Origin of the sequence: Pseudomonas sp. BN415, from assembly GCF_029871195.1 — a bacterium.
GTDB classification, from domain to species: Bacteria; Pseudomonadota; Gammaproteobacteria; order Pseudomonadales; family Pseudomonadaceae; genus Metapseudomonas; species Metapseudomonas resinovorans.
Genome location: NZ_SSOK01000019.1, coordinates 44,365 through 67,552, shown reverse-complemented (window position 1 = coordinate 67,552; position 23,188 = coordinate 44,365). Strand labels below are relative to the sequence as shown.

The window sequence follows — 23,188 nt, the reverse complement described above, 5'->3', positions numbered from 1 at the left end:
CCCCATTCCTTGCCGTCGGTGACTGCGCCGACATGCACGTTGTCGCCGCTGATGTAGCGGTTCATCAGGGTCAGGCCGGGAACGCCGAGGGCGGCGAAGTTGTAGTCGTGGCGCACCTGCCAGGATTCTTCCTTGGCGTTGTCGTAGCTGGAGTTGTAGCTGTCGTTGGCCAGGGTGCCGCCGCTGGTGCCGTTGACGCGCATCCAGGCATCGTCGCCACTGACTTTCTGCAGGCCGACATAGAAGGTGCTGCCGCCGTACTTGGCCGACAGCAGGGCCGACCAGGTGCGGTTGTCGAGGTCACCGGCCAGGGCGCTGCCGTTCTCCTTGCCGTTGAAGTAGCCAAGGTTGGCGCCCAGGGTCCAGTCACCGACAGGCTGGCTGTGTATCACTTGCAGGTACTGCTGCTGGTAGATGTCTTCCAGTTCGGCGTACCACAGGCCAACCAGGGTGCGCTTCTCGTTGAAGGCGTATTCGCCGCCAGCGAAGTTGAAGCGATCGGAAGTGAAGGCGGCGCGGCCGTTCATGGACATGTCGTCCAGGCTCGCGTCGTTGCGCGGGCTGTTCTGGCGGAACTGGCCGCCATACAGCGTCAGGCCGTCGATTTCCTGGGAAGTGACCTGACCGCCCTGGAAGGTCTGCGGCAGCGAGCGACCGTCGTCGGAACGCAGGATCGGCAGCACCGGCATCCACTCGCCGACCTTCAACTCGGTCTTGGAGACGCGCATCTTGCCGGCCATGGCCAGGCGACCGAAGTCGTCGGCGGGGCGGCCGTCGTCATGCACCGGCAGCAGTTGGGTACCGCGGGTGCCCTTGCCGCCATCGAGCTTGACCGAGAGCAGGCCGAGCATGTCGACACCAAAGCCCACCGGCCCTTCGGTGAAGCCGGACTTGGCATCGAGGATGAAACTCTGGGTCCATTCCTCGCCCTTGCCCTGAGGGTAGGTCGGGTTCACGAAGTTGCGGTTGATGTAGAAGTTGCGCAGGTTCAGGCCGACCTTGGCGTCTTCGGTGAAACCGGCGGCCTGGACGCTGGCGGGCAGCAAGGCGAGGCCGCAGGCAAGGCTGCCGGCGGCTACGACGGTGGAGTGGAGGGCGGTGCGGAGGATCATTGTTGTTGTGCTCCGGGGTTTCTTGGGTTGAGCCGACCCCCTGCGCGCGGCAAGCGCACATCGACATGGCGGGGGCATCGTGAAGCCCTGGGTTCAGGGCGCTATCTGGCCGGGTGGCCAGCCATCAGCCGCGGCTAGCCGTCGGCGAATCCGCTGGACGCTGTCATGGCGCGAATCAGGGAATGGGGGGTGGTCCGGCAAGAGGAGCCGGCACTGGGTGACGTGGTGGAGCCTGGAGCGTGAAGGGTCATGATCGAGGCCTGTATGAAGTCTTGTTGTTATTTTCGTCATACGTTGTCGTACAACATAGGTCGGATTATCAACATCTGGCTTTGCCGTTGTCAACGCGAATACGGCTTTAGTCCAATGGATAGGGGTAGAAGGGAAAAGGGGTATTTGCGTGGTTGTACGATAACGTCGGGGTAGACCGGGCCAATAGATCGGCCCGGCTTCCTGCCACGCGGTCAGAACTGGTAGCTGAGGGTGGCGGTCACGTTGCGCTTCTCGCCGAAGTAGCAGAAGTCGAGGCTGTAGCAGGACGCCACGTAGTCTTCGTCCAGCAGGTTGTTGGCGTTCAGGCTGAGGTCCAGGCCTTTCATGCCCAGCTTGCCCAGGTCGTAGCCGATAAGGGCATCCACCAGGGTATAGGAGGGCACGTGCTGGGTGTTTTCCTTGTCCGCCCAGGTCTTGCCGACATAGCGCACGCCGAGGCCGGTGCGCAGGCCGTCGAGTGCGCCGGCGTTGAAGTGGTAGTCACCCCAGATGGAGGCCATGTGCTCGGGCGCCTGGTTCGGGGTGTTGCCCTGGTTGCCGTCCAGCGCCTTGGCGTAGGTGATGTCGGTGTAGGTGTAGCTGGCCAGTAACTTGAAGTTCTCGGTGACCTGGGTATGGGCTTCCAGTTCGATGCCTTTGGAGCGCACCTCACCCACCGAGGTGTAGAAGTTGTCCTGCGGCAGCTTGGAAGCGACGTTCTGCTGGGTGATATGGAACACCGAGGCGGTGTACATGCTGGCGCTGCCTTCGGGCTGGAACTTCAGGCCCGCTTCCCACTGCTTGCCTTCGGTGGGCTCCAGGGCTTTGCCGGCTGCGTCTGAGTAGGCGTTTGGGTTGAACGACTCGGAGTAGCTGATGTAGGGCGCGATGCCGTTGTCGAAGAGGTAGAGCACGCCGGCGCGGCCGGTGAATTTGCTCCACTGTTCGTCGCTCTTGGTGCCGGCCGTGCGGTTTTCGTCGGAGACGTCCACCCAGTCCTGGCGCATGCCCAGCGAGAAGCGCCACTGGTCGAGGTCGATCAGGTCCTGCAGGTACAGGCCGGTCTGTTCCAGGCGACGGGTGTGGTTGTCTTCGGTGAGGAACGTCAGGGTCTCGTTGCCGTACACCGGGTCGAAGGCGTTGAGCGGTGTCGAGACGCCGGATGTCCAGTCCACCTTGGTCTTGCGTCGCTGGTAGTCGAGGCCGGTCAGCAGGGTGTGGCGGGCTGCACCGGTGTCGAATTCGGCCTGCACCATGTTGTCGATGATGTACGCCTCGAGCGCCTCGCTGGCGCCGGAGAAGTAGCGGTTCAGTTCGTTGCTGTCCGGTGCGGTCCATTGGTAGCCGTAGACCTGGGACAGATCGACGTCGGAGGAGAGGTAGCGGAAATTCTGGCGGGCGGTCCAGACGTCGTTGAAGCGGTGCTCCAGCTGATAGCCGAACATGCGTTGGGTGCGGTCGAAGTCGTCCAGGCCCGGTTCGCCGTCGAAGAACTCGCGGTCGATGCGGCGGCCGTTGTGCTGGTACAGGCTGCCATCGGCCGGCACACCGCTGTGGTAGCCGCCGTTCGGATCGTGCTGCAGATAGCCTTGCAGGGTCAGGGTGGTGTCTTCGCTAAAGTCAATGGCCAGGGTCGGGGCGATGGCGTAGCGCTCTTCATGGGCGTGGTCGAACTGGGTGTCACTGCCCTTGCCCAGCCCCACCAGGCGGTAGGCGATGCGCTTCTCGTCATCCAGCGGGCCGCTGAAGTCGAAGCCCACGCCCTTCTGGTTCATGTTGCCGACGGTGGCCTGCACCTGGTGATAGTTCTCATAGAGCGGCTTCTTGCTGGTCAGCGCCACCAGGCCGCCGGGCAGGCTGCGGCCGTAAAGCACCGAGGACGGTCCCTTGAGTACGTCGATGCGCTCGAGGAAGTACGGGTCCACCTGCATCGAGCTGAAGGTGCCGCTGTCGCCCATGGTCTTCAGGCCGTCGAGGTAGATGTTGTCGACGCTGTTGTCGGCGAAGCCGCGCATCACCACATAGTCATAACGGTTCGAGGCGCCCACCTGGCCAGTGAAGATCCCGGGGGTGTAGCGCATGGATTGCTGGACGGTTTTCGAGCCCTGGTCATCGATCTGCTCGCGCGTGATCACCGAAACGCTCTGCGAGGTTTCCATCAGCGATTTGCTGGTCTTGGTGGCGATCTGGCTGTGGGTGGCCAGGTAACCGTCCTCGCTGCCTAGCGCATTGCCCAGGGCAAACACCTGGGTGCTGGGCACTTCCAGCGCGCTGCCGGCCGGCACGTCGCGCAGCACGAAGCTGCCGCCGCCGAGGTTCTCCGCTTGCAGCGAGGTGCCGTCGAGCAGGCGCGCCAGGCCGGCTTGTGCCGAGTAGGTGCCATTCAGGCCCTGGGTGCTGAGGCCGCGGGTTTGCGCCGGGGTGGCGGAGAGGTTGATGCCGGCTTCGCGGGCAAAGCGGTTCAGCGCTTCGTCGAGGGCGCCGGCGGGGATGGCGTAGCTGGGGCTGGCGACGACGGTCGCTTCCTCGGCGATGGCGCCAGCAGGTAGCAGCGGGGTAGCCAGGGCAGCGGAGAGCAAGGCGCCTCGAATGGCGAGGGCAAGGTGGGAAGCGCGAGGTGCGGTCATGAAAGCATCCGTGGGAGCAGCAAAGGTTAATGGGATTCATTCCCCTTGCCGGGTCAGGCGGTAGAACCCGCCAAAAAAGTTCGAAGGTCAGACCTGTAGAAGGGGCGATTTAAATCGCCAAGGGCGGCGCAGCCGCCCCCAAAGGGCCTCGACGGGAGGGCCGTCGGCCCCATGGCGAATGAATCGGTTCTGTCTGCATGACGTGTTGCAAGCCAGCGCCTACACAGCGAGTTCTTCGCCAGGACGCTCAGGCCCTGGCCTGCACCGTCACCCACCAACGGGTGCGGTAGTGCAGATGTACCGGCAGGGTGCGTGGCAGCAGGCTCAGCAGCTTGTCGGTGTCGTCCAGGCGGAACACGCCGGAGAGGCGCAGGTCACGGATGCTGTCGGCGCAGGCCAAGCGACCATGGCGATAGCGCGAGACTTCGGCGAGGAAATCTGCAAGGCGCATGTCGCGGGTGACGATCAGCCCGTCGACCCAGGCCCCGGCCTCTAAGTCCAGTTTTTCCACCGTGCGGATGCCTTCCCGGGTCAGATCGACGTTCTGGCCGGCCTCGACGACCTGTTTCGACAGGCCGTTGGACGGGGTCAGCGCGACGCTGCCCTGTAGCACGCTGAGACGTGAGGCGGCCTTGCCCTGGCGCAGCACGAAGCGCGCGGCCCGGGTTTCCACCCGGCCATGGGCGGTGACTACGTGCAGGGGCGTGGCCTGGATGGCACTGCTGACGAGGATTTCACCGCGCCGCAGTTCGATCAGTCGTTGCTGCGAGTCGAAGCGGATATCCACTGCGGAGTCGGTGTTCAGTTGCAGTTGGCTGCCGTCGGCCAATGCCAGGCCACGGCGCTCGCCGGTGGCGGTGGCCAGATCGGCAGTGAGGCGTTCCCAGGGCATGATGTCGCGGGTCAGCCAGAGGGCGGCACCCCCGACTGCCGCCCCGGTCAGCAGCTTCAGTGCCTGGCGGCGGCGCAGCCCTGCGCGGGCGTTGTCCAGCACCAGGCCGGCACCGGGCATTGCCACGCCCAGCTCGCGGTCAAGCTGTTGCACCCGTTGCCAGGCCAGTTCGTGGTTGGCGTCCTGCCCGCGCCAATGCTCGCAGGCCCGCTGCAGTTCCGCATCGCCGCTGCTGCGCAGACGCAACATCCAGTGGATGGCCTGGCGTACCACCTGTTCGTTGGGACCGACGGCCCGGCTGTGGGTGTTCATTCTTCGAATCGCAGCAGGTAGCAGTGGTAGAGGGCGTCGGCCACATAGCGCTCCACCGAACGCAGGGATATGCCCATCCGCGCGGCGACTTCCTTGTGGGTCAGGCCTTCGCACTGGGCCAGCAGGAAGGCGGTGCGTGCTTTCGGTTTGAGGCGGTCGAGCATCAGCGCAATGCGTTCCAGCAGTTCGAGGATCAGCTCGCGCTCTTCAGGCGAGGGCGCTTCGGCCTCGGGGACCTGCGCCAGGGCTTCCAGGTAGGCGCGCTCCAGCTCTTCGCGGCGCCAGTGGTCGATCACCAGGCCACGCGCCACGGTGCGCAGGAACGCGCGCGGTGTGCGCAGCTCCAGGCTGTCACCCTTGCCCAGCAGGCGCAGGAAGGTGTCCTGGGCCAGGTCCGCCGCATCGGCCGCATTGCCCAGCTTGCTGCGCAGCCAGTTCTTCAGCCAGCCGTGATGCTCGCTGTACAGCGCCTGGAGGGTGATGTGGGGAGAGGGCATGGGGCCGCCGAGAGATGCAATAATAAATGAAAATTAATCGCATTTTCATTGTCTGCCGGGGCTTTTGCAACTGCGCCGTGGTGCCGGGGCGGCACCATTGTCGGAAGGGTTCGCGGGGGGAATCGTTGATGGGTTTCGCAGGCTCGCGGAACGCCGCCCGACCCATCCTACGTGGGCGCGTCGAGTGGCTGTTCGTAGCATGGCGTAGAGCGCAGCGAAACCCATCGGACGGCGTTGATAGGTTTCGCAGGGAGATTACGCAGCCGCTCAGCGATACCAGCGCGGCGTATACACCCAATCCCCGCCATTGCCCTTTGGTACGCGCCGGGTCAGCGACGAGCCGATGATCACCAGGGTGCGCATGTCCACCTGCTCCGGGGTCAGCTCGCCGAGGCTGGTGAGGGTGAGCTTCTCGGCCGGGCGACCGATGTCGCGACCCAGTACCACCACCGTTTCCGGCCGGCGATGTCGGGTGACGATTTCCAGCGCGCGGCCTAGTTGCCAGGGGCGCGCCCTGGAGATGGGGTTGTAGAAGGCCATGGCCAGGTCTGCGGCGGCGGCGTGGTCGAGACGGTCTTCGATCACTTCCCAGGGTTTGAGGTTGTCCGATAGCGAGATCAAGCAGAAGTCATGGCCCAGGGGCGCTCCCGCCTTGGCGGCAGTGGCCAGCGCCGCGGAGACGCCAGGGAACACCTGCAACTCGACCTGCAACCACTGCGGATCGCGGGATTCGTCCAGGGCCTCCAGCACGGCGGCGGCCATGGCGAACACGCCCGGGTCACCGGACGACACCACCACCACGCGGCGGCCGCTGGCCGCCAGCTCGAAGGCGTGGCGGGCCCGCTGCAGTTCTTCGCGGTTGTCGGTGCAGTGCGCCACCTGATCGGGGCGCAACGGGCCGGCCATGCGGATGTAGGTCTCGTAGCCCAACAGGTCCTCGGCCTCGTCCAGCGCCTGGCGAGCGGCCGGCACCATGAATTCGGCGGCACCGGGGCCAAGGCCGACCACGGTCAGGCGCCCGCGCGGTCGGCCGATCAGGGCCGGGGCGAGCGGCTCATCAGCCCGATAGAGGCGAATGCCATCGCCTTGCTGGAGCAGGGGCGGCAGGGCGGTTTCTTCGGTAATGAAGCGCAGTGGTACGCCTAGCTCGGCGGCAGTCGCTGCCAATACGGCGTCAGTCATGCGCTCGCGCTCTGCCAGCAGGCAGGCCAGGGACAGTGGCGCCAGACCGGCATCCGCCAGGGCCTGGCGCACGATGTCGACATTCGCATCGCCATCGATTCGCGCGACCGCCACGCGGGGGTGGATCAGCAGTTCGTGGCGCTCGGCCGGACGTGCTTCGGCGGTGATGTGGATAACTCGTCGCGCCTCTTCCGCCAGGGGCAGGCGGACCTCATCGAGCCACGGCGCATCGCCCTGTACGCGCACGGCTTCGCCGCCCAGCAGGTCGGAGACGAAGCGCTTGCCCTGTTCGATGTCGGCCAGGGCGTAGCCCGCTGGCGGGTCCAGCAGGCAGGTGCCGAAACGCAACTCGCCACTGGTGGTGATGGCCGGCGCCACGTCCAGCGTGGCGGCGATCTCCCGCGCCATGCGGTTGACCCCGCCCAGCCCGCCGAGCAGCGGCACCACCGCGCTGCCGTCTTCGGCGACTGCCAGTACCGGCGGCTCGGCGCCCTTGCTCGCCAGCAGTGGCGCCAGGGTGCGGATGACGATGCCGGCGGCGCACAAGGCGATGATCGGTGTATCGCTGCTGTACAGCCCGCGCAGGGTGTCGCCGAACTCGGCATAGCCTTCGTCCGCGCCTTCGACGCGGCCATTCAGGCCAAGCACGCGTGCCTGTGGATAAAGCGCGTGGATGCGCCGAGCCGTTGGCAGACCGCCGTTGCCGAGCAGGACGATGGCCGGGGTGTTGTGCTGCTCCATCAACCTCTCCACTTCTGACCGGGGATGACGATCATCGAGAAATAGGGCGACGCCATGGGGTCCACCTCATCCAGCGGCACGATGCGCTGGTTGGCCATGGTGGCGCGCTCCACGTAATGGGCGCGGCTGGCGATGCCGAGGTCCTGGAGGACGCGGCGCACCTTGTCGAAGTTGCGCCCGAGCTTCATCACCACGGCGGCTTCGGCATCGCGCAGGCGGACCTTCAATTCATCTTCCGGCAGTACGCCGGAGAGCACCGAGAGGCTCTGGTTGCGGTACACCAGGGGCAGGCCGAGTACCGCCGCGCTGCCCAGCATGGAGCAGACGCCAGGCACCACTTCCACCTCGTAGCGCTCGGCCAGGCGGTCGTGCAGGTACATGTAGGAGCCGTAGAAGAAGGGGTCGCCTTCGCAGATCACCGCCACGTCGCGGCCGGCATCCAGGTGCTGGGCAACCTGTTCGGCGGCGGTGTCGTAGAAGTCGCTGATCACCGTCTCGTAGGACAGCGGCGGCTCCAGTTTTTCGGTGGTCACCGGATAGACCAGCGGCATGCGCTGCTGGGTGTCGGTCAAATGCTGTTCGATGATGCCGAAGGCGTTGCCGCCCTGGCCCTGGCTGGCCTTTGCCTTGGCCACGAAGTAGCCCACCACCGGTGCCGATTGCAGCAGGCGCAGCGCCTTGAGGGTGATCAGCTCCGGGTCGCCGGGGCCTACTCCGAGGCCTATCAGCCGTCCTTTGCCGGTCATCATTCCACCTCCGTGGCAAGGGCGTTGACCGCCGCTGCCGCCATGGCGCTGCCACCGCGACGGCCGCGCACGATCACATAGGGCACGCCACGGCTGTCGGCGGCGAGCATCTCCTTGGACTCCGCCGCGCCGACGAAGCCCACCGGGAAGCCGAGGATCAGTGCCGGCTTCGGTGCGCCCGCGTCGAGCATCTCCAATAGGTAGAAGAGCGCGGTGGGGGCATTGCCGATCACCACCACGCTGCCTTCCAGGTGTTCGCGCCAGTGCTCAAGCGCCACTGCCGAGCGGGTGTTGCCCCGTTCGCGCGCCAGCTCCGGCACGCCCGGGTCGTTGAGGGTGCAGATGACCGGGTTGTCCGCCGGCAGGCGCGCGCGGGTGATGCCCTCGGCCACCATGCGCGCATCGCAGAGGATCGGCGCGCCATTGGCAATGGCCGCGCGCCCGGCCGCTCCGGCACCGGGGGAGAAACGCAGGTCATCTACTACATCGACCATGCCGCAGGCGTGGATTACCCGCACTGCGAGCTTTTCCAGGTCGGCGGGAATGTCGGCGAGGTTGGCTTCGGCGCGGATGATGGAAAAGGAGTTGCGATAGATCTCCTGACCATCGCGGATGTACTCGATCATGGGGTGGAACTCCAGGTGTCAGGAGGGGAGGCCAGGCGTTCGCCGGCTTCCTGAAGGCTGATGTCGCGCGCCAGCAGCTGGCCAAAGCCATCGCCGCCGCGCTGATAGAGGTCATAGCGGCCCGGACCCTTGGCCAGCAGAGTGAAGGGCGCCGCATGGGCAGCGGCGCAGGAGCGCGGGCAGCCGCTGAGGTGCACCACTGCGCCAGGTGGCAGCAGCGGCGCCAGAAGCAGGGCGTCGGCCTTGGTATCGGCCAGGCCCTTGGCGCAACCGGCGGAACCGGTGCAGGCGATCAGTCGCGCCAGGGGCTCGCTCGCTTCCGTGGCGAGGCCGAGGTGGCGCATGGCGTTCAGGACGAATTCGGCATCCCGGGCATTGGGCAGCAGCACCGATTGCCAGGGCGTCAGGCGCAGGCTGCCGTCGCCCTGGCAATCGGCGAGATCGGCGAGGGCGGCGAGCTGAGTTGCATCCAGACGACCCAGCGCCGGCGCACCGCCGACATGGCGGCCGTCGCGTATACCCAGGTGAGCGAAGGGTTGCGGGGCAGGGCGGTGCCAGTTACCGGCCGGCAGCAGCGGTACGTCCAGCCGCTGTTGCAGGCGCAACAACAGGTCGCCCTCCGGGTGTTCGGCAAGCAGGTGGCGCATGCGCGTCTGCTCGGGCCTGGCCAGTTCGAGGAACAGTTCCAGCAGGGCTTCCACCAGCGCTGGAACCTGATCGCGCGGCACGGCAGCCAGGGCGGGGGCGTCGTCGGCGGCTCGCGGTGGGCAGCCGGCTAGCCCGAAGGCGAACAGCGCGTGGTCACCGTCACCCATGGCCGCTAGCCAGAGATCGTGGGGATGCTCCAGCATCGCCATGTATTCGCCGCCATCCAGCAACAGGGCGAACTTGGGTGAGAGGGCGTGGAAATGCGCCTTGTCCTGCAGCAGAGCGAGGATTTGCCCAGCAAGCGGCGAGCTATCCACAAGGGCGGTCGCGTCGAGCCCGGCCAGTGGGCTGACCATCAGATTGCGCACATCGTCGGCGCCGGGGGAACCGGCGCCCAGGCCTGCGGCCAGGAGGGCGTCGATCAGCACCTGCTCGGCGCCGGACTTCACACCACGAATCTGCAGATTGGAACGGTTGGTGGCCTCGATCACACCCCCGGCGTGGGCACTCGCGGCCGTCGCGATGGCGCGGGCCTGAACCGAACTCAGGCGCCCGCAGGGCAGCTTGATCCGACAGATGCCACCGTCCTTCGCCTGGACGATACGCAGCAGCCCCGGGCAGGCCGAGGGGCGGATGGATAGCGATGTGGGCCGGGCGTGCTTCACTCAGGTCACCATGGTTGGCGTCGCGGCGACCCGGGTCCCTGAGTCAGGGACAACGTTGCACCGATACACCCCGCTCGATGCGTACACACGCGACTGGTCCCACCGGCAGGTCTCCTGGCTGGCAGGTCATCATCCATTGCGGCCTTCCCGAACGGGGTTCAGTGGCCTGAAATGCATGGACTCGCTGCTTACAGTTGCGGGGGCAGCCACGGCTCGACCGTGTTCCCTCTTAGGCTGGGGCTCGTCAGGTGAGCGCCAGCGACCGATGAAGGGCGCTATTATGCCCGCTTTGCCCGGACCTATGAAAAGGCTGCCTGTCGGGAGCCGAACGGCCCATGCAATTTCGTACTCGAGGACAACAGATGCAGCCCTGGCTGACCGTGGTGGGAATTGGCGAAGACGGCTATGCGGGCCTCGGCAAGGCCGCGCGCCACGCCCTGCTGGGCGCCGCCGAAGTGGTGGGTGGCCCGCGCCAGCTCGACCTCCTGCCGCGCTGCATTCGCGCGCGTCGTAGCCCCTGGCCAAGCCCCTTTTCCCTGGCTCCGGTGCTGGAAAAGCGCGGCACTCCGGTCTGCGTGCTGGCCAGCGGCGACCCCATGCTGTTCGGTGTCGGCGCCAGCCTGGCGCGGCAGGTGGCTGCGGAGGAGATGCGGGTGATCACTGCACCATCGTCCTATTCGCTGGCTGCCGCGCGGCTGGGCTGGCCGTTGCAGGACGTGACCTTGCTCTCGGTCGTCGCCCGTCCCCTGGTTGCGCTGAATGCTCACCTGCACGATGGCGCCCGCCTGCTGGTGCTGAGCAATGACGGCAGCAGCCCGGCGGCCATCGCCGCATTGTTGGCCGAGCGTGGTTTCGGCCCGAGTCGGCTCAGCGTGCTGGAGCACCTGGGGGGCGAACGTGAACGACGCATCGACGGCATTGCCAGCGACTGGTCCCTCACCGAGGCTGCCGCGCTTAATCTGCTGGCGGTCGAAGTCCACCCCGACGAAGGCACTCGTTCGCTGCCCTTGACCACCGGCCTGCCGGATGACGCCTACCGCCACGACGGCCAGCTCACCAAGCGTGATGTCCGCGCCGTCACCTTGGCGCGGCTGGCGCCACGTCCTGGCGAGCTGCTCTGGGATGTAGGCGCCGGTTGCGGTTCCATCGGCATCGAGTGGATGCGCGCGCATCCGGGTTGTCGCGCCATTGCCATCGAAGCCAACGAAGGCCGCCAGGCACATATCCGCCACAACCGCGATGCCCTTGGCGTGCCCGGTCTGCAACTGGTCACCGGTCAGGCCCCGGTGGCGCTGGAGGGCTTGCCCGCGCCGGATGCCATTTTCATCGGCGGCGGCGTCACCGAGCCCGGCGTGCTGGACGCTTGCTGGAGCCAGCTCAAGCCCGGCGGTCGGCTGGTTGCCAACGCCGTGACCCTGCAGAGCGAAGCCATGCTGGTAGCCTTTCGCGAGCTGCACGGCGGCGAACTCACCCGCATCGCGATTGCCCAGGCACAGCCGCTCGGCGGCTTCGATACCTGGCGTTCGGCGTTGCCGATTACCTTGCTTGAACTGACCAAGTGATCCCTAGGTAAAACCCTTGAGCGGACCCGCCATTCTCCATGCGTGACGAAACCCCCGAACAACCCGCCCCCCTGCGCAGTGGCTACACCACTGGCAGCTGCGCCACGGCCACCAGCCTGGCCGCGGCGCGCCTGCTTTTGGGCAGCGTGGCGGCGGATGCCGTGGAGATCGTCCTGCCCAAGGGCCAGCAGGTGCTGATGCGCCTGGAGTTCTGTCGCTTGATCGAGGGTGGCGCCGAGGCAGGCACCCTGAAGGACGCTGGCGACGACCCGGACGTGACCCATGGCGCGCTGATCTACGCCCAGGTGCGCCTGGCTACCGAGCCGGGTGTGCGCTTCCATGCCGGCCCCGGTGTCGGCACCGTCACCAAACCCGGCCTGACGCTGGCCGTGGGCGAGCCGGCGATCAACCCGGTACCCCGGCAGATGATGATTGAGCACCTCGCTCGACTCGCTGCCGACCACGGTTTTGCAGGCGGCTTTGACGTGACCATCTGCGTCGAGGGCGGCGAGGCGCTGGCGTTGAAAACCATGAACCCGAGGCTGGGTATTCTCGGCGGCCTTTCCATCCTCGGCACCACCGGCATCGTCCGGCCGTTCTCCTGTTCGGCCTATATCGCATCGATCCATCAGGGCATCGATGTCGCTCGCGCCAATGGCTTCACCCACCTGGCGGCCTGCACCGGCAACGCCAGCGAAGACACCATGCGTCGTCGCTACCACATGGACGACACCGCGCTGATCGAGATGGGCGACTTTGCCGGTGCCGTGCTCAAGCACCTGCGCAAGGCGCCTGTGGAAAAACTCAGCCTGTGCGGCGGCTTCGGCAAGATCAGTAAACTCGCCGCCGGCCATATGGACCTGCACAGCCGCAACTCCAGCATCGACCTGCCACTGTTGGCGCAGTGGGCTGCCGAACTGGGCGCAAGCGCCGAATTGCAGGCGGCCATGCGCGGTGCCAATACCAGCCAGCTGGCGCTGGTCATGGCCCATGACGCCGGCGTTCCCCTGGGCAATGCGGTCTGCGCCCACGCCCTGGCCTTCGCCCGCAAGACGGTGCCGGCCAGCGTGGCGCTGGAAGTCTTCGCCATCGATCGCCAGGGCAATATCGTCGGCGAGGCTGTGGAGCAACGATGAAACGCATCCTCCTGCTGGGCGGCGTCAGCGAAGCACTGGCGCTGGCACGCCGCCTCGGCCCCGAACATGTCTACAGCCTCAAGGGCCTGGGCAAGGTGCCGGATGACCTGGCCTGCCAGGTACGCGTCGGCGGCTTCGGCGGCGCCGAGGGGCTGGCGCGTTTCATCGCGGAGGAGGGCATCGATCTGCTGGTCGATGCCACCCATCCCTACGCCGCACAGATGAGCCGGAACGCCGCGGCAGCGGCCGCACTGGCGGGCATTTCCTGCTGGGCCCTGCGTCGCGCCGGTTGGCAGGCGGGCCCGGATGACGACTGGCAAGGGGTGGCCGATTGGGCCGAGCTGATCGAAGCCCTGAAGCGTTTCCGTCGCCCCTTCTTCACCCTCGGCCGCGAACCCTTGGAGCACCTGCACGAGATCCCGCCGCTGCAGCACTGGACAGTGCGTTGCCTGCAGGGGCAGTCGGCGGGTGAACGCTTTGAGGTGATTGGTGCACGCGGCCCCTTCGATCTGGACGGCGAGCGTGAGTTGTTCGCGCGGCTGCGCAGCGATGTGCTCATCAGCAAGAACAGCGGCAGCCAGTCCACCGAACCCAAGCTGCAAGTGGCCCGCGAGCTGGGGCTGCCGGTACTGATCCTCAAGCGCCCGGAGCTGCCGCCCGTGGCCCGTGAATTCGACTCCGTCGAAGGCCTCTGGCAGGCCCTCGCCATCCAACTGGACACCCCATGACCGCAACACCTTACGCCCGCGTGCTGTTCGCCGGGCCGGACCTTGCCGAAGGCGCTTTCGCCGAACTCTTCCGTCGCCAGCTCATCGCCCAGCGTGGCGAGGAGGCGCTGGCCGATATCGTCGACACCTCAGCCGGTCATGACGAGCTCTGGCAGACGGTGCAGGCCAGCCCCCGCCCATTGCTGGTGATCGACCTCGACCCGCAATCGTCCGCCCAGCATCTGGACTGGCTGCGCAGCGAGCTTGCGACTCTGGACGCTCCGGAGCACCTCTTCGTCGCCAGCCTGCTCGGCCAGTTCGACAGCGATCCGGCCGGTGCCGCTTGTGCACTGGCCGGGCGTGCCGAACTGCACCTGGCGTGCGTGAGTGTGCCGGCAATTCCCGCCAGCCACGCCTGGTCCTGCATCCCGCCCCATGCCCGCCGCCTGCTGCTGTGCAACGGCCCCCGCTGCACTCGCCGTGGTGCGTTGCCGCTGTGGAAAAAACTGCGTGAAACCCTCAAGGCCGCCGGCAAGCTGGAATGCGAGGGCGGCGTGCACATCACCCGCACCCAATGCCAGTTCCCCTGCGATGAAGGCCCTACCGCCAGCCTCTACCCGGAAGGCGAGTGGTACCGGATGCGCGACGAGGAAGAGGTCCTGCGCTGGGTGCAGGAGCGGATCGTGGAAGAGCGCCAAGTACCGGATTTGTTGATTAAGACGTAGGGGCGCCGGGAAGTGCCCCGGCGAACCTGGTAAGGGGCATTGAACGTTGCCGCCTGCAACCTCACATCGCTGAGTTCGGCGTGTTCAGCGATCACCTCCGGATGTTCTGAACGAATGAATCCATTGCGCCCCAGGAGGCTGGGAGCCGCCTGACGATCCAATTCGCACCCCGGATTACTGCGGATTTCCCGCCGGCGCTGAGCTTGACTCCCCCACCCACGAATGTTCATATCCGCGCCGCTTCAGGTGTCTCACGCCGCCGCGCGTGAGGTGAAACGGGAAGCCGGTGCGTTCCGAGAGGAACCAGTCCGGCGCTGCCCCCGCAACGGTAAGTGAGCGAAACCCTCAACAGGCCACTGTGCTGCACAGCATGGGAAGGCGAGGTTTTCATGACCCTCACAAGCCCGGAGACCGGCCTGAGGCATTCGTTTGGCAACCCGCGGTGGGCGGGCGTTGACGCTGACCGTGGGTGCCTGCGCGCCCGCGTCTGCTTTTGCGCGTTCCATCGGGATTGCCGTGCCTTGCACCCTGAATTGGAATTCCCATGGCGCGTCATCCCCAGTCTTCATCCCTGTTCGTCCTCGCCGGCCTGCTGGCGACATCCTCAGCCTTCGCTGAATCCTCGGCCCTGAGCCTGCCGGCCACCGAAGTCGATGGCCAGGTCCTGGAGCCTGCCGAAACCGATCTGCACAAGCCCCAGTCAACCGCTTCGCGGCTCGGCCTCTCCGCGCTGGAAACCCCGGCGAGCACCACCTCCCTCAGCGGCGACACCCTGCGCGAGCGCAATGCCCGCAGCGCCCAGGACGCCGTGACCCGCACCCCCGGCCTCAGCTTCATCGGCACTCCCGGCGACGGCGGCACCGGCCTCTCGGCGCGGGGCTTCACCGGGCATGCCTCGGTGATGCAGTTGTTCGATGGCATCCGCCTCTATACCGGCATGGGTACCACCACTTTTCCGACCGATCCCTGGCAACTGGAGGGCATCGAGGTGTTGCGCGGTCCGGCCTCCAGCGTCTATGGCGAAGGCGCTACCGGGGCGGTGATCAACTACCTGTCGAAGAAACCCTTCGAGGGCGAAATCCGCAACCAGTTGCGCCTGGGCTACGGCTCCTACGACCGCAACCAGTTCGCCCTGGACAGCGGCGGCTCCCTCAGCGACAGCCTGAGCTACCGCGCCACCGTCAACCGCCAGGCGACCCAGGGCTGGGTGGATCGGGGCGATGCCCGGAGCCTGAGCTTCGGTGCCGCCCTGCGCTGGCAGGCGAGCGACGACCTGGCCTTTACCCTGGCGCATGACCAGGGCGACCTGGAGCCCGGCAGCTACTTCGGCACCCCGCTGATCAACGGCCGCTACCGCGAGAGCCTGCGAGAGAAGAACTACAACCTGCGCAATGCCGAGCAGCACTACAACGACCAGTGGACCCGCCTGACCACCGACTGGACCCTTTCCGACCAGGTCAGCGCCAGCAACCAGCTCTACTACCTGAAGTCACGGCGCTACTGGCGCAATGCCGAGGCCTACACCTGGGACGACAGCCGCGAGGACATGCTGCGCAGCGACTATCTGCGCATCAAGCACCATCAGGAGCAGATCGGCGATCGCCAGACCTTCACCTTCGATCATTCGCTGTTGGGTCTGGCCAGCCGCACCTTGGTGGGCACCGAGGTCAACCGTATTCGCTTCGACCTGACCAACAACTCGCCCTACAACGATATCGGCGGCGACTACATCGACCCTTGGAACCCGGCGCCGGGCTATTACCAGAGCGCCTCCGAGTACCGCCCGCACTCGCGCAGCCAGACCCGCACCTTCGCCCTGTTCGCCGAGAATCAGCTGCAGCTCAGCGAACGCTGGTCCCTGATCACCGGCGCGCGCCGCGACCAGGTGCATATTGACCGTGACGATTTGCGCGCCGGCACCCGCAGCGACCGTAGCCTTTCCGGCGGCAACTGGCGCGCGGGGCTGGTCTACGCACTGACGCCGAATGCCTCGATCTACGGCCAGTACGGCACCAGCAAGGATGGGGTGAACAACCTCATCACCCTCAACCCGACCCAGCAGCAGATGGACCTCACCGAGGCCCGTCAGATCGAGCTCGGCTTCAAGCAGCAGTTCTGGGAAGGGCGCGGGCAGTGGACGGTGGCCGGCTACCACATCGTCAAGGAGAAGCTGCTGACCACCGACCCGGTGACCCGCGTCGCCGAGCAGATCGGCCAGCAATCCGCCGACGGCATCGAAGCCAGCCTGGAGCTGAGCCTGGCCCGAGGCTGGCAGGTGTCGGCCAATGCCTCGGTGGTACGCGCCGAATACGACGAGTTCTATCAGGGCGGCGTTTCCCGCGCCGGCAATCGCCCGGTGGACGTGCCGCGTCGCACCGCCAACCTTTGGGTGAACAAGGCGCTGCCTGGCAATGTTCGCGCGGGCGCCGGCCTGCGCTACGTGGATGACCGCTACGCCGACACCGCCAACCAGATCGAGGTGCCCGGCTACACCGTGGCGGACGCCAACCTGAGCTGGCGCGCCACGCCCCAGCTGACCTTGGGCCTGGAGCTGAACAACCTGTTCGACCGCCAGTACGCGGTGAGCCAGACCAACAGCGGCCAGCAGTGGTTTCTCGGCGAGCCGCGCTCGCTCTTCGTCACCACGGATATCACGTTCTGATGGCGCGCCTTTCGCTGCACGACCTGGCCTGGGCTCCGAGCCCGGGCCATTCCTTGCTGGAAGGCATCGAGCTGGCGCTGGGGGAGGGCGAGTTCGTCGGGCTCATCGGCCCCAACGGCAGCGGCAAGACCAGTCTGCTGCGTTGCGCCTATCGCTTCCATCGCCCCCAGTAGGGCCGCGTCGAGCTGGAGGGCGCCAACCTCTGGCGGCAATCGCCACGCTGGAGCGCCCAGCGTATCGCCGTGGTCCTGCAGGAGTTTCCCCAGGACTTCGGCCTCAGCGTGGCCGAGGTGGTCGCCATGGGGCGCATGCCGCACAAGGGGTTGCTGGACGGTGACAGCGAAGAAGACCAGCGCCTGGTGGATGAAGCGCTGGCGTGTGTGGGGTTGGTGGAGCGCCGCATCCAGTCCTTCGAAAACCTGTCCGGCGGCGAGAAGCAGCGCGTGCTGTTGGCCCGCGCCCTGGCGCAGCAACCCCAGGTCCTGATCCTCGACGAGCCCACCAACCACCTGGACCCGCGCTACCAACTGGACCTGCTGCGCCAGCTCCGCAGCCTGGGGCTGGGGATTCTCGCCAGCTTCCACGACCTCAACCTGGCCGCCGCCTTCTGCGACCGCCTGCATGTGCTCGACGGCGGCCGCCTGGTGGCCAGCGGCACACCGGCCGACGTGCTGACTGAAGACCTGCTGCTGCAGGTGTTCGGCGCCAAGGCCCTGGTGGACCCCCATCCCGTTGCCGGTCACCCACGGATTACCTGGATCACCCGATGAAGCTATTTCTCATGTCCCTGGGCGCGAGCCTGCTGCTCTTCGCCACTTTAACCCAGGCCGGGCACTACCCGGTCACTGTCACCAGTTGCCAGCGCGACGTGCGTTTCGAGCGTGCGCCGCAGCGCGCCGTCAGCCAGGATGTCAACCTGACCGGCATGCTGCTTGCCCTCGGCCTGCGCCCGAACATGGCGGGCTACAGCGGCATCAGCGGCTGGAAGACCCTGGATGAGGAATTCCGCGCGCAATTGGCGGGGCTGCCGGAATTGGCGCCGCGCTACCCCTCGGTGGAAAACCTGCTGAATGCCGGTGCCGACCTGTTCTTCGCCGGCTGGAACTACGGCATGCACGTGGGGGGTGAGGTCACGCCGGCCACGCTCGCGCCCCTGGGCATTCCGGTGTATGAGCTGACCGAGTCCTGTGCCCACGTGATGCCACGAGACGCCGCGCGTCTCGAGGATCTCTATGCCGACCTGCTCAACCTGGGGCGCATCTTCGATGTGGAGCCGCGCGCCGAAGCGCTGGTGAGCGACCTGCGTGGCCGGGTGGAACGGGTGCGCCAACGCGTGCCGAAAGACGCGCGGGCGCCGGAGGTATTCCTCTATGACAGCGGTGAGGACCAGCCCTTCACGGCGGGTCGTCTGGCCATGCCGCAGGCGCTGATCGAAGCCGCTGGTGGACGCAACCTGATGGACGATCTGGCTTCGAGCTGGTCGCGGGTGAACTGGGAAACGGTGGTGGAGCGCGACCCGGAGGTGATCCTGATCGTCGACTACGGCGTGGTCAGTGCCGAGCAGAAGCGCGAATTCCTCCTCAGCCACCCGGCACTGCAGCAGGTGCGTGCGATCCGGGAGAAGCGCTTCGTGGTGCTGCCCTACCTGCAGGTCACGCCCAGTGTGGATAACGTCACGGCCCTCGAAACCCTGGCGTCGGCCCTGCATCCCGGGCCGCGGCCATGAACCCGGTACGCAGTGCCAGTGGCTATCGCCTGCTGGTGCTCGGTCTGCTGGCGGTGCTGCTGGTCTCCTGCATCGCTTCCCTGGCCTTTGGTGCGGTGAGCCTCGCACCGGAGCAGGTGTTGGGCATCGTCTCGCAGCGCGTGTTCGGCCTGGAGCCGGAGGTGCCGAGCTGGACGGCGGGGCAGGACAGCATCGTCTGGCTGATTCGTGCGCCGCGGGTAGTGCTCGGTGCGCTGGTCGGCGCCGGGCTGGCGCTGGCCGGCTGCGCGCTGCAGGCGGCTACCCGCAACCCGCTGGCCGATCCGCATCTATTGGGAGTCAGCTCCGGCGCGGCGCTGGGCGCGGTGGTGATGGTGCTCGCCCTGGGCGAGCTGCTCGGCCGCTACAGCCTGCCCCTGGCGGCCTTCATCGGCTCGCTGCTGAGCATGCTGCTGGTGCTGGCCATCGCCAGCCGCCAGGGGCGCCTGGCCAGCGATCGGCTGCTGCTGGCCGGGGTGGCGGTGTCGTTCCTGATGATGGCGCTGGCCAATCTGCTGCTGTTTCTCGGCGACCCGCACGCGGCGACCTCCGTGGTGTTCTGGATGCTCGGCGGGCTGGGGCTGGCGCGCTGGGAGCTGCTCTGGTTGCCGGGTATCTGCGTGGGCCTGTCGTTGCTGATCCTGCTCAGCCTGGGGCGTGGGCTCAACGCATTGATGGCCGGCGAACAGAGCGCCGTGAGCCTGGGGCAGGACCCGCGTCGCCTGCGCCTGCTGGTGTTTCTCTGTACCTCGCTGCTGACTGGGGTGCTGGTCTCCCTGAGCGGCGCCATCGGCTTCGTCGGGCTGATGCTGCCGCACCTGGCGCGGCGCCTGGTGGGCGCCGAGCACCGGCGCCTGTTGCCGGTGTGCGCGCTGCTGGGGGCGGTGTTCCTGGTCTGGGTCGATGTCGCCGCGCGAACCTTGCTGGCGCCTCAGGACTTGCCGATCGGCATCGCCACAGCGGCGATTGGCGGACTGTTCTTTGCGGTGCTGCTGCGACGGCGGGAGTGAAGTGTGTCTCCCCTCTCCCTCTGGGAGAGGGGAGGGGGTGAGGGCGCGCTAGAGCTCGGAAATGACCCGGTACTCGGCCCCTAGCTCTTGTGCCAGTTGCTTCGCCCGCCCGAGCCGGATCGCCCCGCCTTCGATATCCACCAGCACGGTCGGGCAACTGAGTGGATCAAGCGCCGGCCACTCCTTCAAACGGCCATCGGTGAGGATCAGCATCCGCTGCGCCTCGGCCGGCTTCTGCCGTTGTCGCCGCGCCAGCCAATGGGTGGATTGCTGCAAGGCCTCGATCAGCGGCGTGCCGCCACCGGCGCCGAGTTCGGCGAGCCAATGGTGCAGGGCGGGGGAGGCCTTGCTGCCTTGCCAGAGCCACTGTGGCCGGTGGCCGGTGGCGTGGAGCACGGCGAGGCGGGCGCGCTGGCGGTAGGCGTTTTCGAAGAGTCCGGCCAGCAGCCCCTTGGCTTGGGACAGCGCACCATGGCGGCGGGTGGAGGCGGAGGCGTCGACGATCACCAGCCAGAGTTCATCGGGGCGCTGGCTGCGCGGCGCACGGATCAGGTCGGCCGCTTTGCGCGGGCGGCCGCGCAGCAGGGTCGGCAGCCATTGGATGGCGCCCTCTAGTCCCGCGCGGCGAGCGCCGCTGCGACCGTTGCCGAGAGTGCCAGGTCTGGGCCGGGCACCCGCCCCTGTGACCGTGCGCGGGCGGATGCTCAGGGCTTTTTTGGCCAGCGCGGCAGGTCGCGCCGTTCTCCCATGGGGACAGTTTGTGCGGGCAGTGCTCCCCACTGGCCTTCGCCACTGGAGGCTTGTGGCTGCGAGCTGGCCGGTGGAGATTGCGGCGGCTGCGCGGCGGGCGGCGGGGTGTGGGTGCGACGATGGGCGAGGGCGAAGTGCTCGACGGCGTCGATATCCTCGGCGTCGATACGGTCGGAGCCGCGCCACGCCGCGTGGGCGCGGGCAGCACGCAGCCAGACGAGATCGGCGCGCAGGCCATCGACGCCGGCGGCGAAGCAGCGTTGGGCGATTTCATCGAGGGCGGCATCGTCCAGCGGGATGGTCGCCAGGCGGGCGCGGGCGTCCCGGCAGCGCAGGGCCAGCGTCTGTTGCTCGCCAGTCCAGCGGGCAATGAAGGCTTGCGGATCGGTATCGAAGGCGAGGCGGCGGCGGACGATCTCGGCGCGCTCGGCGGGTTGCGGCTGGCCGTTCTGCAGCACCTTGAGGCCGAAGCGGTCCAGTAGTTGCGGGCGCAGCTCACCTTCCTCGGGGTTCATGGTGCCGATCAGCACGAAACGGGCGGGGTGGCGATGGGAAATGCCATCGCGCTCCACCTGGTTCACGCCGCTGGCGGCCACATCCAGCAGCAGGTCCACCAGGTGGTCGGGCAGGAGGTTCACTTCGTCGACATAGAGCACGCCGCCGTGGGCCTTGGCCAGCACGCCGGGAGAGAACTGAGCGCGGCCTTCGCCGAGGGCGGCGTCCAGGTCCAGGGTACCGACGATGCGTTCCTCGCTGGCGCCCAATGGCAGGGTGACGAAGAGGGCTTCCGGCAGCAGGTCGGCAATGCCCCGGGCGAGGGTGGACTTGGCCATGCCACGCGGGCCCTCGATCAGCACGCCGCCGATGGCGGGGTCGATGGCGGCGAGGTAGAGCGCCATTTTCAGCTCGTCGGAGCCGACGACGGCGCTCAGGGGGAAGTGGGGAATATCGGTCATGGCTGTGTCCTGCGGGGCCTGGCGGGCATGGTAGCGAAAGCGCGGGGCAGCCGATAGAAATCAGTGATTGAACGGTGCGTGGCGATGCAGTAGGTTAGCCAGCATTCGCTTTGGAGATTGTCATGCCGCACCTCACGTCCACTTCGCTCATCGCTTCCCCGGCTCGCGCCGTGGCAGGTGTGCGTGTGGCCGCTGCGGCCAGCTATTTCTATGGGTATTGGTTTAGCCACGGGCTGACCTGATACCCATCAGGCGGCCCACTCCAGCAGGGTCGCCGCCAAAGCTCCACGAAACCCCCGGTCGGCAACCCGACCGGGGGTTTTTGTTTTCCGGCCCACAAGGCCAAACGCACGCACTTCGAGGATCGCACCATGATCAGCTACCGCACCTACCAGACCTATTACCGCAACTCCGACTGGCGATTTAGCCGCTCCATTACCGCCCAGACACCGTTGAATCGAACACCCAGATAGCGCCGCGCGCGGATCGAGCCGCGCCGGCTGAGGACGCCAGTCATGAACTCTTCCATTTCCGTTCTGCCCACCGCTGTACAGCCGCTCCATGCCATGGCGCTGGAAGCTGCCCTGCCCACATCGCGCAGCACCCTACCGCTGCCCACCCCTGCCGAATTGCGCCAGCGCCTGCCGCTGAGCCATGCCATTGCCCGCCAGATCAATGCCCAGCGCGAGGCCGTGCGCGCGGTGCTGGATGGCGAGGACTCACGCCTGTTGGTGGTCGTTGGCCCCTGCTCCATCCACGATGCGGATTCCGCCCTCGACTACGCCCGCCGCCTGGCCGCCCTGGCGCCGGAAGTCAGCGACCAACTGCTGCTGGTGATGCGCGCCTACGTCGAGAAGCCGCGCACCACCGTGGGCTGGAAGGGCCTGGTCTACGATCCGCACCTGGACGGCAGTGGCGACATGGCGGAAGGCCTGGCCCTGAGCCGCCGACTGATGCTGGAGATGGCCGAGCTGGGCCTGCCGGTCGCGACTGAGCTGCTGCAGCCACTGGTCGCCGGCTACCTGGACGACCTGCTGAGCTGGGCCGCTATCGGCGCGCGCACCAGCGAGTCGCAGATCCACCGCGAGATGGTCAGCGGCCTGGACCTGCCCGTGGGCTTCAAGAACGGAACTGATGGCAGCCTCGGTATCGCCACCGACGCCATGCGCTCGGCCGCCCATGCCCACCAGCATTTCGGCATTGATGAACTGGGACGTCCGGCGCTGGTGCAGACGGCAGGCAATGCCGATACCCACCTGGTGCTGCGTGGTGGTCACCAGGGACCGAACCATGACGCGGCCAGCGTGCAGGCCGCCCGGGCCGGCCTGGAGAAACTCGGCATCGCGCCGCGCATCCTGGTCGATTGCAGTCATGCCAACAGTGGCAAGGACCCGCTGCGCCAGCCGGGCGTGTTGCAGGACGTGATCGACCAACGCCTGGACGGCCAGGACGCCCTGCGCGGGGTGATGATCGAGAGCCACCTGTTCGATGGCGCGCAGTCGCTGTCCTGTGACTTGCGCTATGGGGTTTCGATCACCGACGGCTGCTTGGGCTGGGCAGGGACGGAGGCGATCCTGCGGGAGGCGGCGGCGCGGTTGCGGGGGTAAAGGATGTTCAGGCCGGCCGGCTGCTGATC

Annotated in this window: 18 protein-coding genes, 1 pseudogene and 2 riboswitches; of the genes and pseudogenes, 9 read left to right on the top strand and 10 right to left on the bottom strand. The window is 67.0% G+C overall.

The features are described from left to right. The 8 genes from E8F20_RS05540 to cobG form a co-directional block, all read right to left on the bottom strand. A partial coding sequence (locus E8F20_RS05540) for an OprD family porin (RefSeq protein WP_280282819.1) occupies positions 1-1,112 on the bottom strand: 1,112 nt, incomplete at its 3' end. Positions 1,113-1,576: 464 nt separating this feature from the next. Continuing rightward, positions 1,577-3,991: a TonB-dependent siderophore receptor gene (locus E8F20_RS05535; RefSeq protein WP_280282818.1), complete on the bottom strand. Its 2,415-nt coding sequence runs from the start codon at positions 3,989-3,991 to the stop codon at positions 1,577-1,579. A gap of 247 nt (positions 3,992-4,238) precedes the next feature. Continuing rightward, positions 4,239-5,195 (bottom strand): FecR family protein, encoded by a 957-nt coding sequence (locus E8F20_RS05530; protein WP_280282817.1) that lies wholly within the window; start codon positions 5,193-5,195, stop codon positions 4,239-4,241. Further along, a complete protein-coding gene (locus tag E8F20_RS05525) occupies positions 5,192-5,692 on the bottom strand; it encodes a sigma-70 family RNA polymerase sigma factor (RefSeq protein WP_280282816.1) in 501 nt (166 codons plus the stop codon). The genes E8F20_RS05530 and E8F20_RS05525 overlap by 4 nt, the downstream gene beginning before the upstream one ends. Positions 5,693-5,959: 267 nt before the next feature. Beyond that, complete coding sequence (gene cobJ / locus E8F20_RS05520; RefSeq protein WP_280282815.1) at positions 5,960-7,615, bottom strand: precorrin-3B C(17)-methyltransferase; 1,656 nt, start codon at positions 7,613-7,615, stop codon at positions 5,960-5,962. After that, on the bottom strand, positions 7,615-8,364 hold the full coding sequence (locus E8F20_RS05515; RefSeq protein WP_280282814.1) for a precorrin-2 C(20)-methyltransferase: 750 nt from the start codon (positions 8,362-8,364) through the stop codon (positions 7,615-7,617). The genes cobJ and E8F20_RS05515 overlap by 1 nt, the downstream gene beginning before the upstream one ends. Then, positions 8,361-8,987: a precorrin-8X methylmutase gene (locus tag E8F20_RS05510; protein ID WP_280282813.1), complete on the bottom strand. Its 627-nt coding sequence runs from the start codon at positions 8,985-8,987 to the stop codon at positions 8,361-8,363. The genes E8F20_RS05515 and E8F20_RS05510 overlap by 4 nt, the downstream gene beginning before the upstream one ends. Beyond that, on the bottom strand, positions 8,984-10,300 hold the full coding sequence (gene cobG, locus E8F20_RS05505; protein WP_280282811.1) for a precorrin-3B synthase: 1,317 nt from the start codon (positions 10,298-10,300) through the stop codon (positions 8,984-8,986). Before cobG ends, E8F20_RS05510 begins: the two co-directional genes overlap by 4 nt. Before the next feature lie 86 nt (positions 10,301-10,386). Beyond that, a riboswitch (cobalamin riboswitch) is annotated at positions 10,387-10,582 on the bottom strand. An 80-nt stretch (positions 10,583-10,662) separates the two neighbouring features. On the opposite strand from cobG, the gene cbiE reads away from it, so the two are divergent. The 8 genes and pseudogenes from cbiE (at position 10,663) to E8F20_RS05465 (ending at position 19,846) form a co-directional block, all read left to right on the top strand. Further along, complete coding sequence (gene cbiE, locus E8F20_RS05500; protein WP_280282821.1) at positions 10,663-11,862, top strand: precorrin-6y C5,15-methyltransferase (decarboxylating) subunit CbiE; 1,200 nt, start codon at positions 10,663-10,665, stop codon at positions 11,860-11,862. Between the two features lie 38 nt (positions 11,863-11,900). Further along, complete coding sequence (locus tag E8F20_RS05495) at positions 11,901-12,998, top strand: cobalt-precorrin-5B (C(1))-methyltransferase (protein ID WP_280282810.1); 1,098 nt, start codon at positions 11,901-11,903, stop codon at positions 12,996-12,998. Further along, positions 12,995-13,726 (top strand): cobalt-precorrin-6A reductase, encoded by a 732-nt coding sequence (locus E8F20_RS05490; protein WP_280282809.1) that lies wholly within the window; start codon positions 12,995-12,997, stop codon positions 13,724-13,726. Before E8F20_RS05495 ends, E8F20_RS05490 begins: the two co-directional genes overlap by 4 nt. Further along, positions 13,723-14,430 carry a (2Fe-2S) ferredoxin domain-containing protein gene (locus E8F20_RS05485; RefSeq protein WP_280282808.1) on the top strand — a complete coding sequence of 236 codons (708 nt, stop codon included), beginning with the start codon at positions 13,723-13,725 and terminating at the stop codon, positions 14,428-14,430. Before E8F20_RS05490 ends, E8F20_RS05485 begins: the two co-directional genes overlap by 4 nt. A 227-nt stretch (positions 14,431-14,657) precedes the next feature. Beyond that, a riboswitch (cobalamin riboswitch) is annotated at positions 14,658-14,865 on the top strand. A 109-nt stretch (positions 14,866-14,974) separates the two neighbouring features. Continuing rightward, complete coding sequence (locus E8F20_RS05480) at positions 14,975-17,092, top strand: TonB-dependent receptor (protein ID WP_280282807.1); 2,118 nt, start codon at positions 14,975-14,977, stop codon at positions 17,090-17,092. After that, a pseudogene (locus E8F20_RS05475) lies at positions 17,092-17,862 on the top strand (ABC transporter ATP-binding protein). Before E8F20_RS05480 ends, E8F20_RS05475 begins: the two are co-directional and overlap by 1 nt. After that, the gene (locus tag E8F20_RS05470) at positions 17,859-18,818 is read left to right on the top strand and encodes an ABC transporter substrate-binding protein (RefSeq protein ID WP_280282806.1); all 960 of its coding nucleotides are present in this window, start codon (positions 17,859-17,861) and stop codon (positions 18,816-18,818) included. The pseudogene E8F20_RS05475 and the gene E8F20_RS05470 overlap by 4 nt, the downstream one beginning before the upstream one ends. Beyond that, a complete protein-coding gene (locus E8F20_RS05465; protein ID WP_280282805.1) occupies positions 18,815-19,846 on the top strand; it encodes an iron ABC transporter permease in 1,032 nt (343 codons plus the stop codon). Before E8F20_RS05470 ends, E8F20_RS05465 begins: the two co-directional genes overlap by 4 nt. Positions 19,847-19,894: 48 nt before the next feature. Here E8F20_RS05465 and E8F20_RS05460 read toward each other — a convergent pair whose 3' ends face one another. Further along, positions 19,895-20,548, bottom strand: a complete 654-nt coding sequence (locus E8F20_RS05460; RefSeq protein WP_280282820.1) for a VWA domain-containing protein — start codon at positions 20,546-20,548, stop codon at positions 19,895-19,897. A 2-nt stretch (positions 20,549-20,550) separates the two neighbouring features. Continuing rightward, positions 20,551-21,552 (bottom strand): AAA family ATPase, encoded by a 1,002-nt coding sequence (locus tag E8F20_RS05455; protein WP_280282804.1) that lies wholly within the window; start codon positions 21,550-21,552, stop codon positions 20,551-20,553. A 515-nt stretch (positions 21,553-22,067) separates the two neighbouring features. Between E8F20_RS05455 and E8F20_RS05450 the strand changes: the two genes are divergently transcribed. Next, positions 22,068-23,159 carry a 3-deoxy-7-phosphoheptulonate synthase gene (locus E8F20_RS05450; RefSeq protein WP_280282803.1) on the top strand — a complete coding sequence of 364 codons (1,092 nt, stop codon included), beginning with the start codon at positions 22,068-22,070 and terminating at the stop codon, positions 23,157-23,159. The last annotated feature ends 29 nt before the right edge of the window (positions 23,160-23,188 follow it).

Bases quoted from the DNA above. Each gene is read 5' to 3' on its own strand.
- E8F20_RS05535 (WP_280282818.1), bottom strand. From the start codon at position 3,991: ATGACCGCACCTCGCGCTTCCCACCTTGCCCTCGCCATTCGAGGCGCC.
- E8F20_RS05530 (WP_280282817.1), bottom strand. From the start codon at position 5,195: ATGAACACCCACAGCCGGGCCGTCGGTCCCAACGAACAGGTGGTACGC.
- E8F20_RS05525 (WP_280282816.1), bottom strand. From the start codon at position 5,692: ATGCCCTCTCCCCACATCACCCTCCAGGCGCTGTACAGCGAGCATCAC.
- cobJ (WP_280282815.1), bottom strand. From the start codon at position 7,615: ATGGAGCAGCACAACACCCCGGCCATCGTCCTGCTCGGCAACGGCGGT.
- E8F20_RS05515 (WP_280282814.1), bottom strand. From the start codon at position 8,364: ATGATGACCGGCAAAGGACGGCTGATAGGCCTCGGAGTAGGCCCCGGC.
- E8F20_RS05510 (WP_280282813.1), bottom strand. From the start codon at position 8,987: ATGATCGAGTACATCCGCGATGGTCAGGAGATCTATCGCAACTCCTTT.
- cbiE (WP_280282821.1), top strand. From the start codon at position 10,663: ATGCAGCCCTGGCTGACCGTGGTGGGAATTGGCGAAGACGGCTATGCG.
- E8F20_RS05495 (WP_280282810.1), top strand. From the start codon at position 11,901: ATGCGTGACGAAACCCCCGAACAACCCGCCCCCCTGCGCAGTGGCTAC.
- E8F20_RS05490 (WP_280282809.1), top strand. From the start codon at position 12,995: ATGAAACGCATCCTCCTGCTGGGCGGCGTCAGCGAAGCACTGGCGCTG.
- E8F20_RS05485 (WP_280282808.1), top strand. From the start codon at position 13,723: ATGACCGCAACACCTTACGCCCGCGTGCTGTTCGCCGGGCCGGACCTT.
- E8F20_RS05480 (WP_280282807.1), top strand. From the start codon at position 14,975: ATGGCGCGTCATCCCCAGTCTTCATCCCTGTTCGTCCTCGCCGGCCTG.
- E8F20_RS05470 (WP_280282806.1), top strand. From the start codon at position 17,859: ATGAAGCTATTTCTCATGTCCCTGGGCGCGAGCCTGCTGCTCTTCGCC.
- E8F20_RS05465 (WP_280282805.1), top strand. From the start codon at position 18,815: ATGAACCCGGTACGCAGTGCCAGTGGCTATCGCCTGCTGGTGCTCGGT.
- E8F20_RS05455 (WP_280282804.1), bottom strand. From the start codon at position 21,552: ATGACCGATATTCCCCACTTCCCCCTGAGCGCCGTCGTCGGCTCCGAC.
- E8F20_RS05450 (WP_280282803.1), top strand. From the start codon at position 22,068: ATGAACTCTTCCATTTCCGTTCTGCCCACCGCTGTACAGCCGCTCCAT.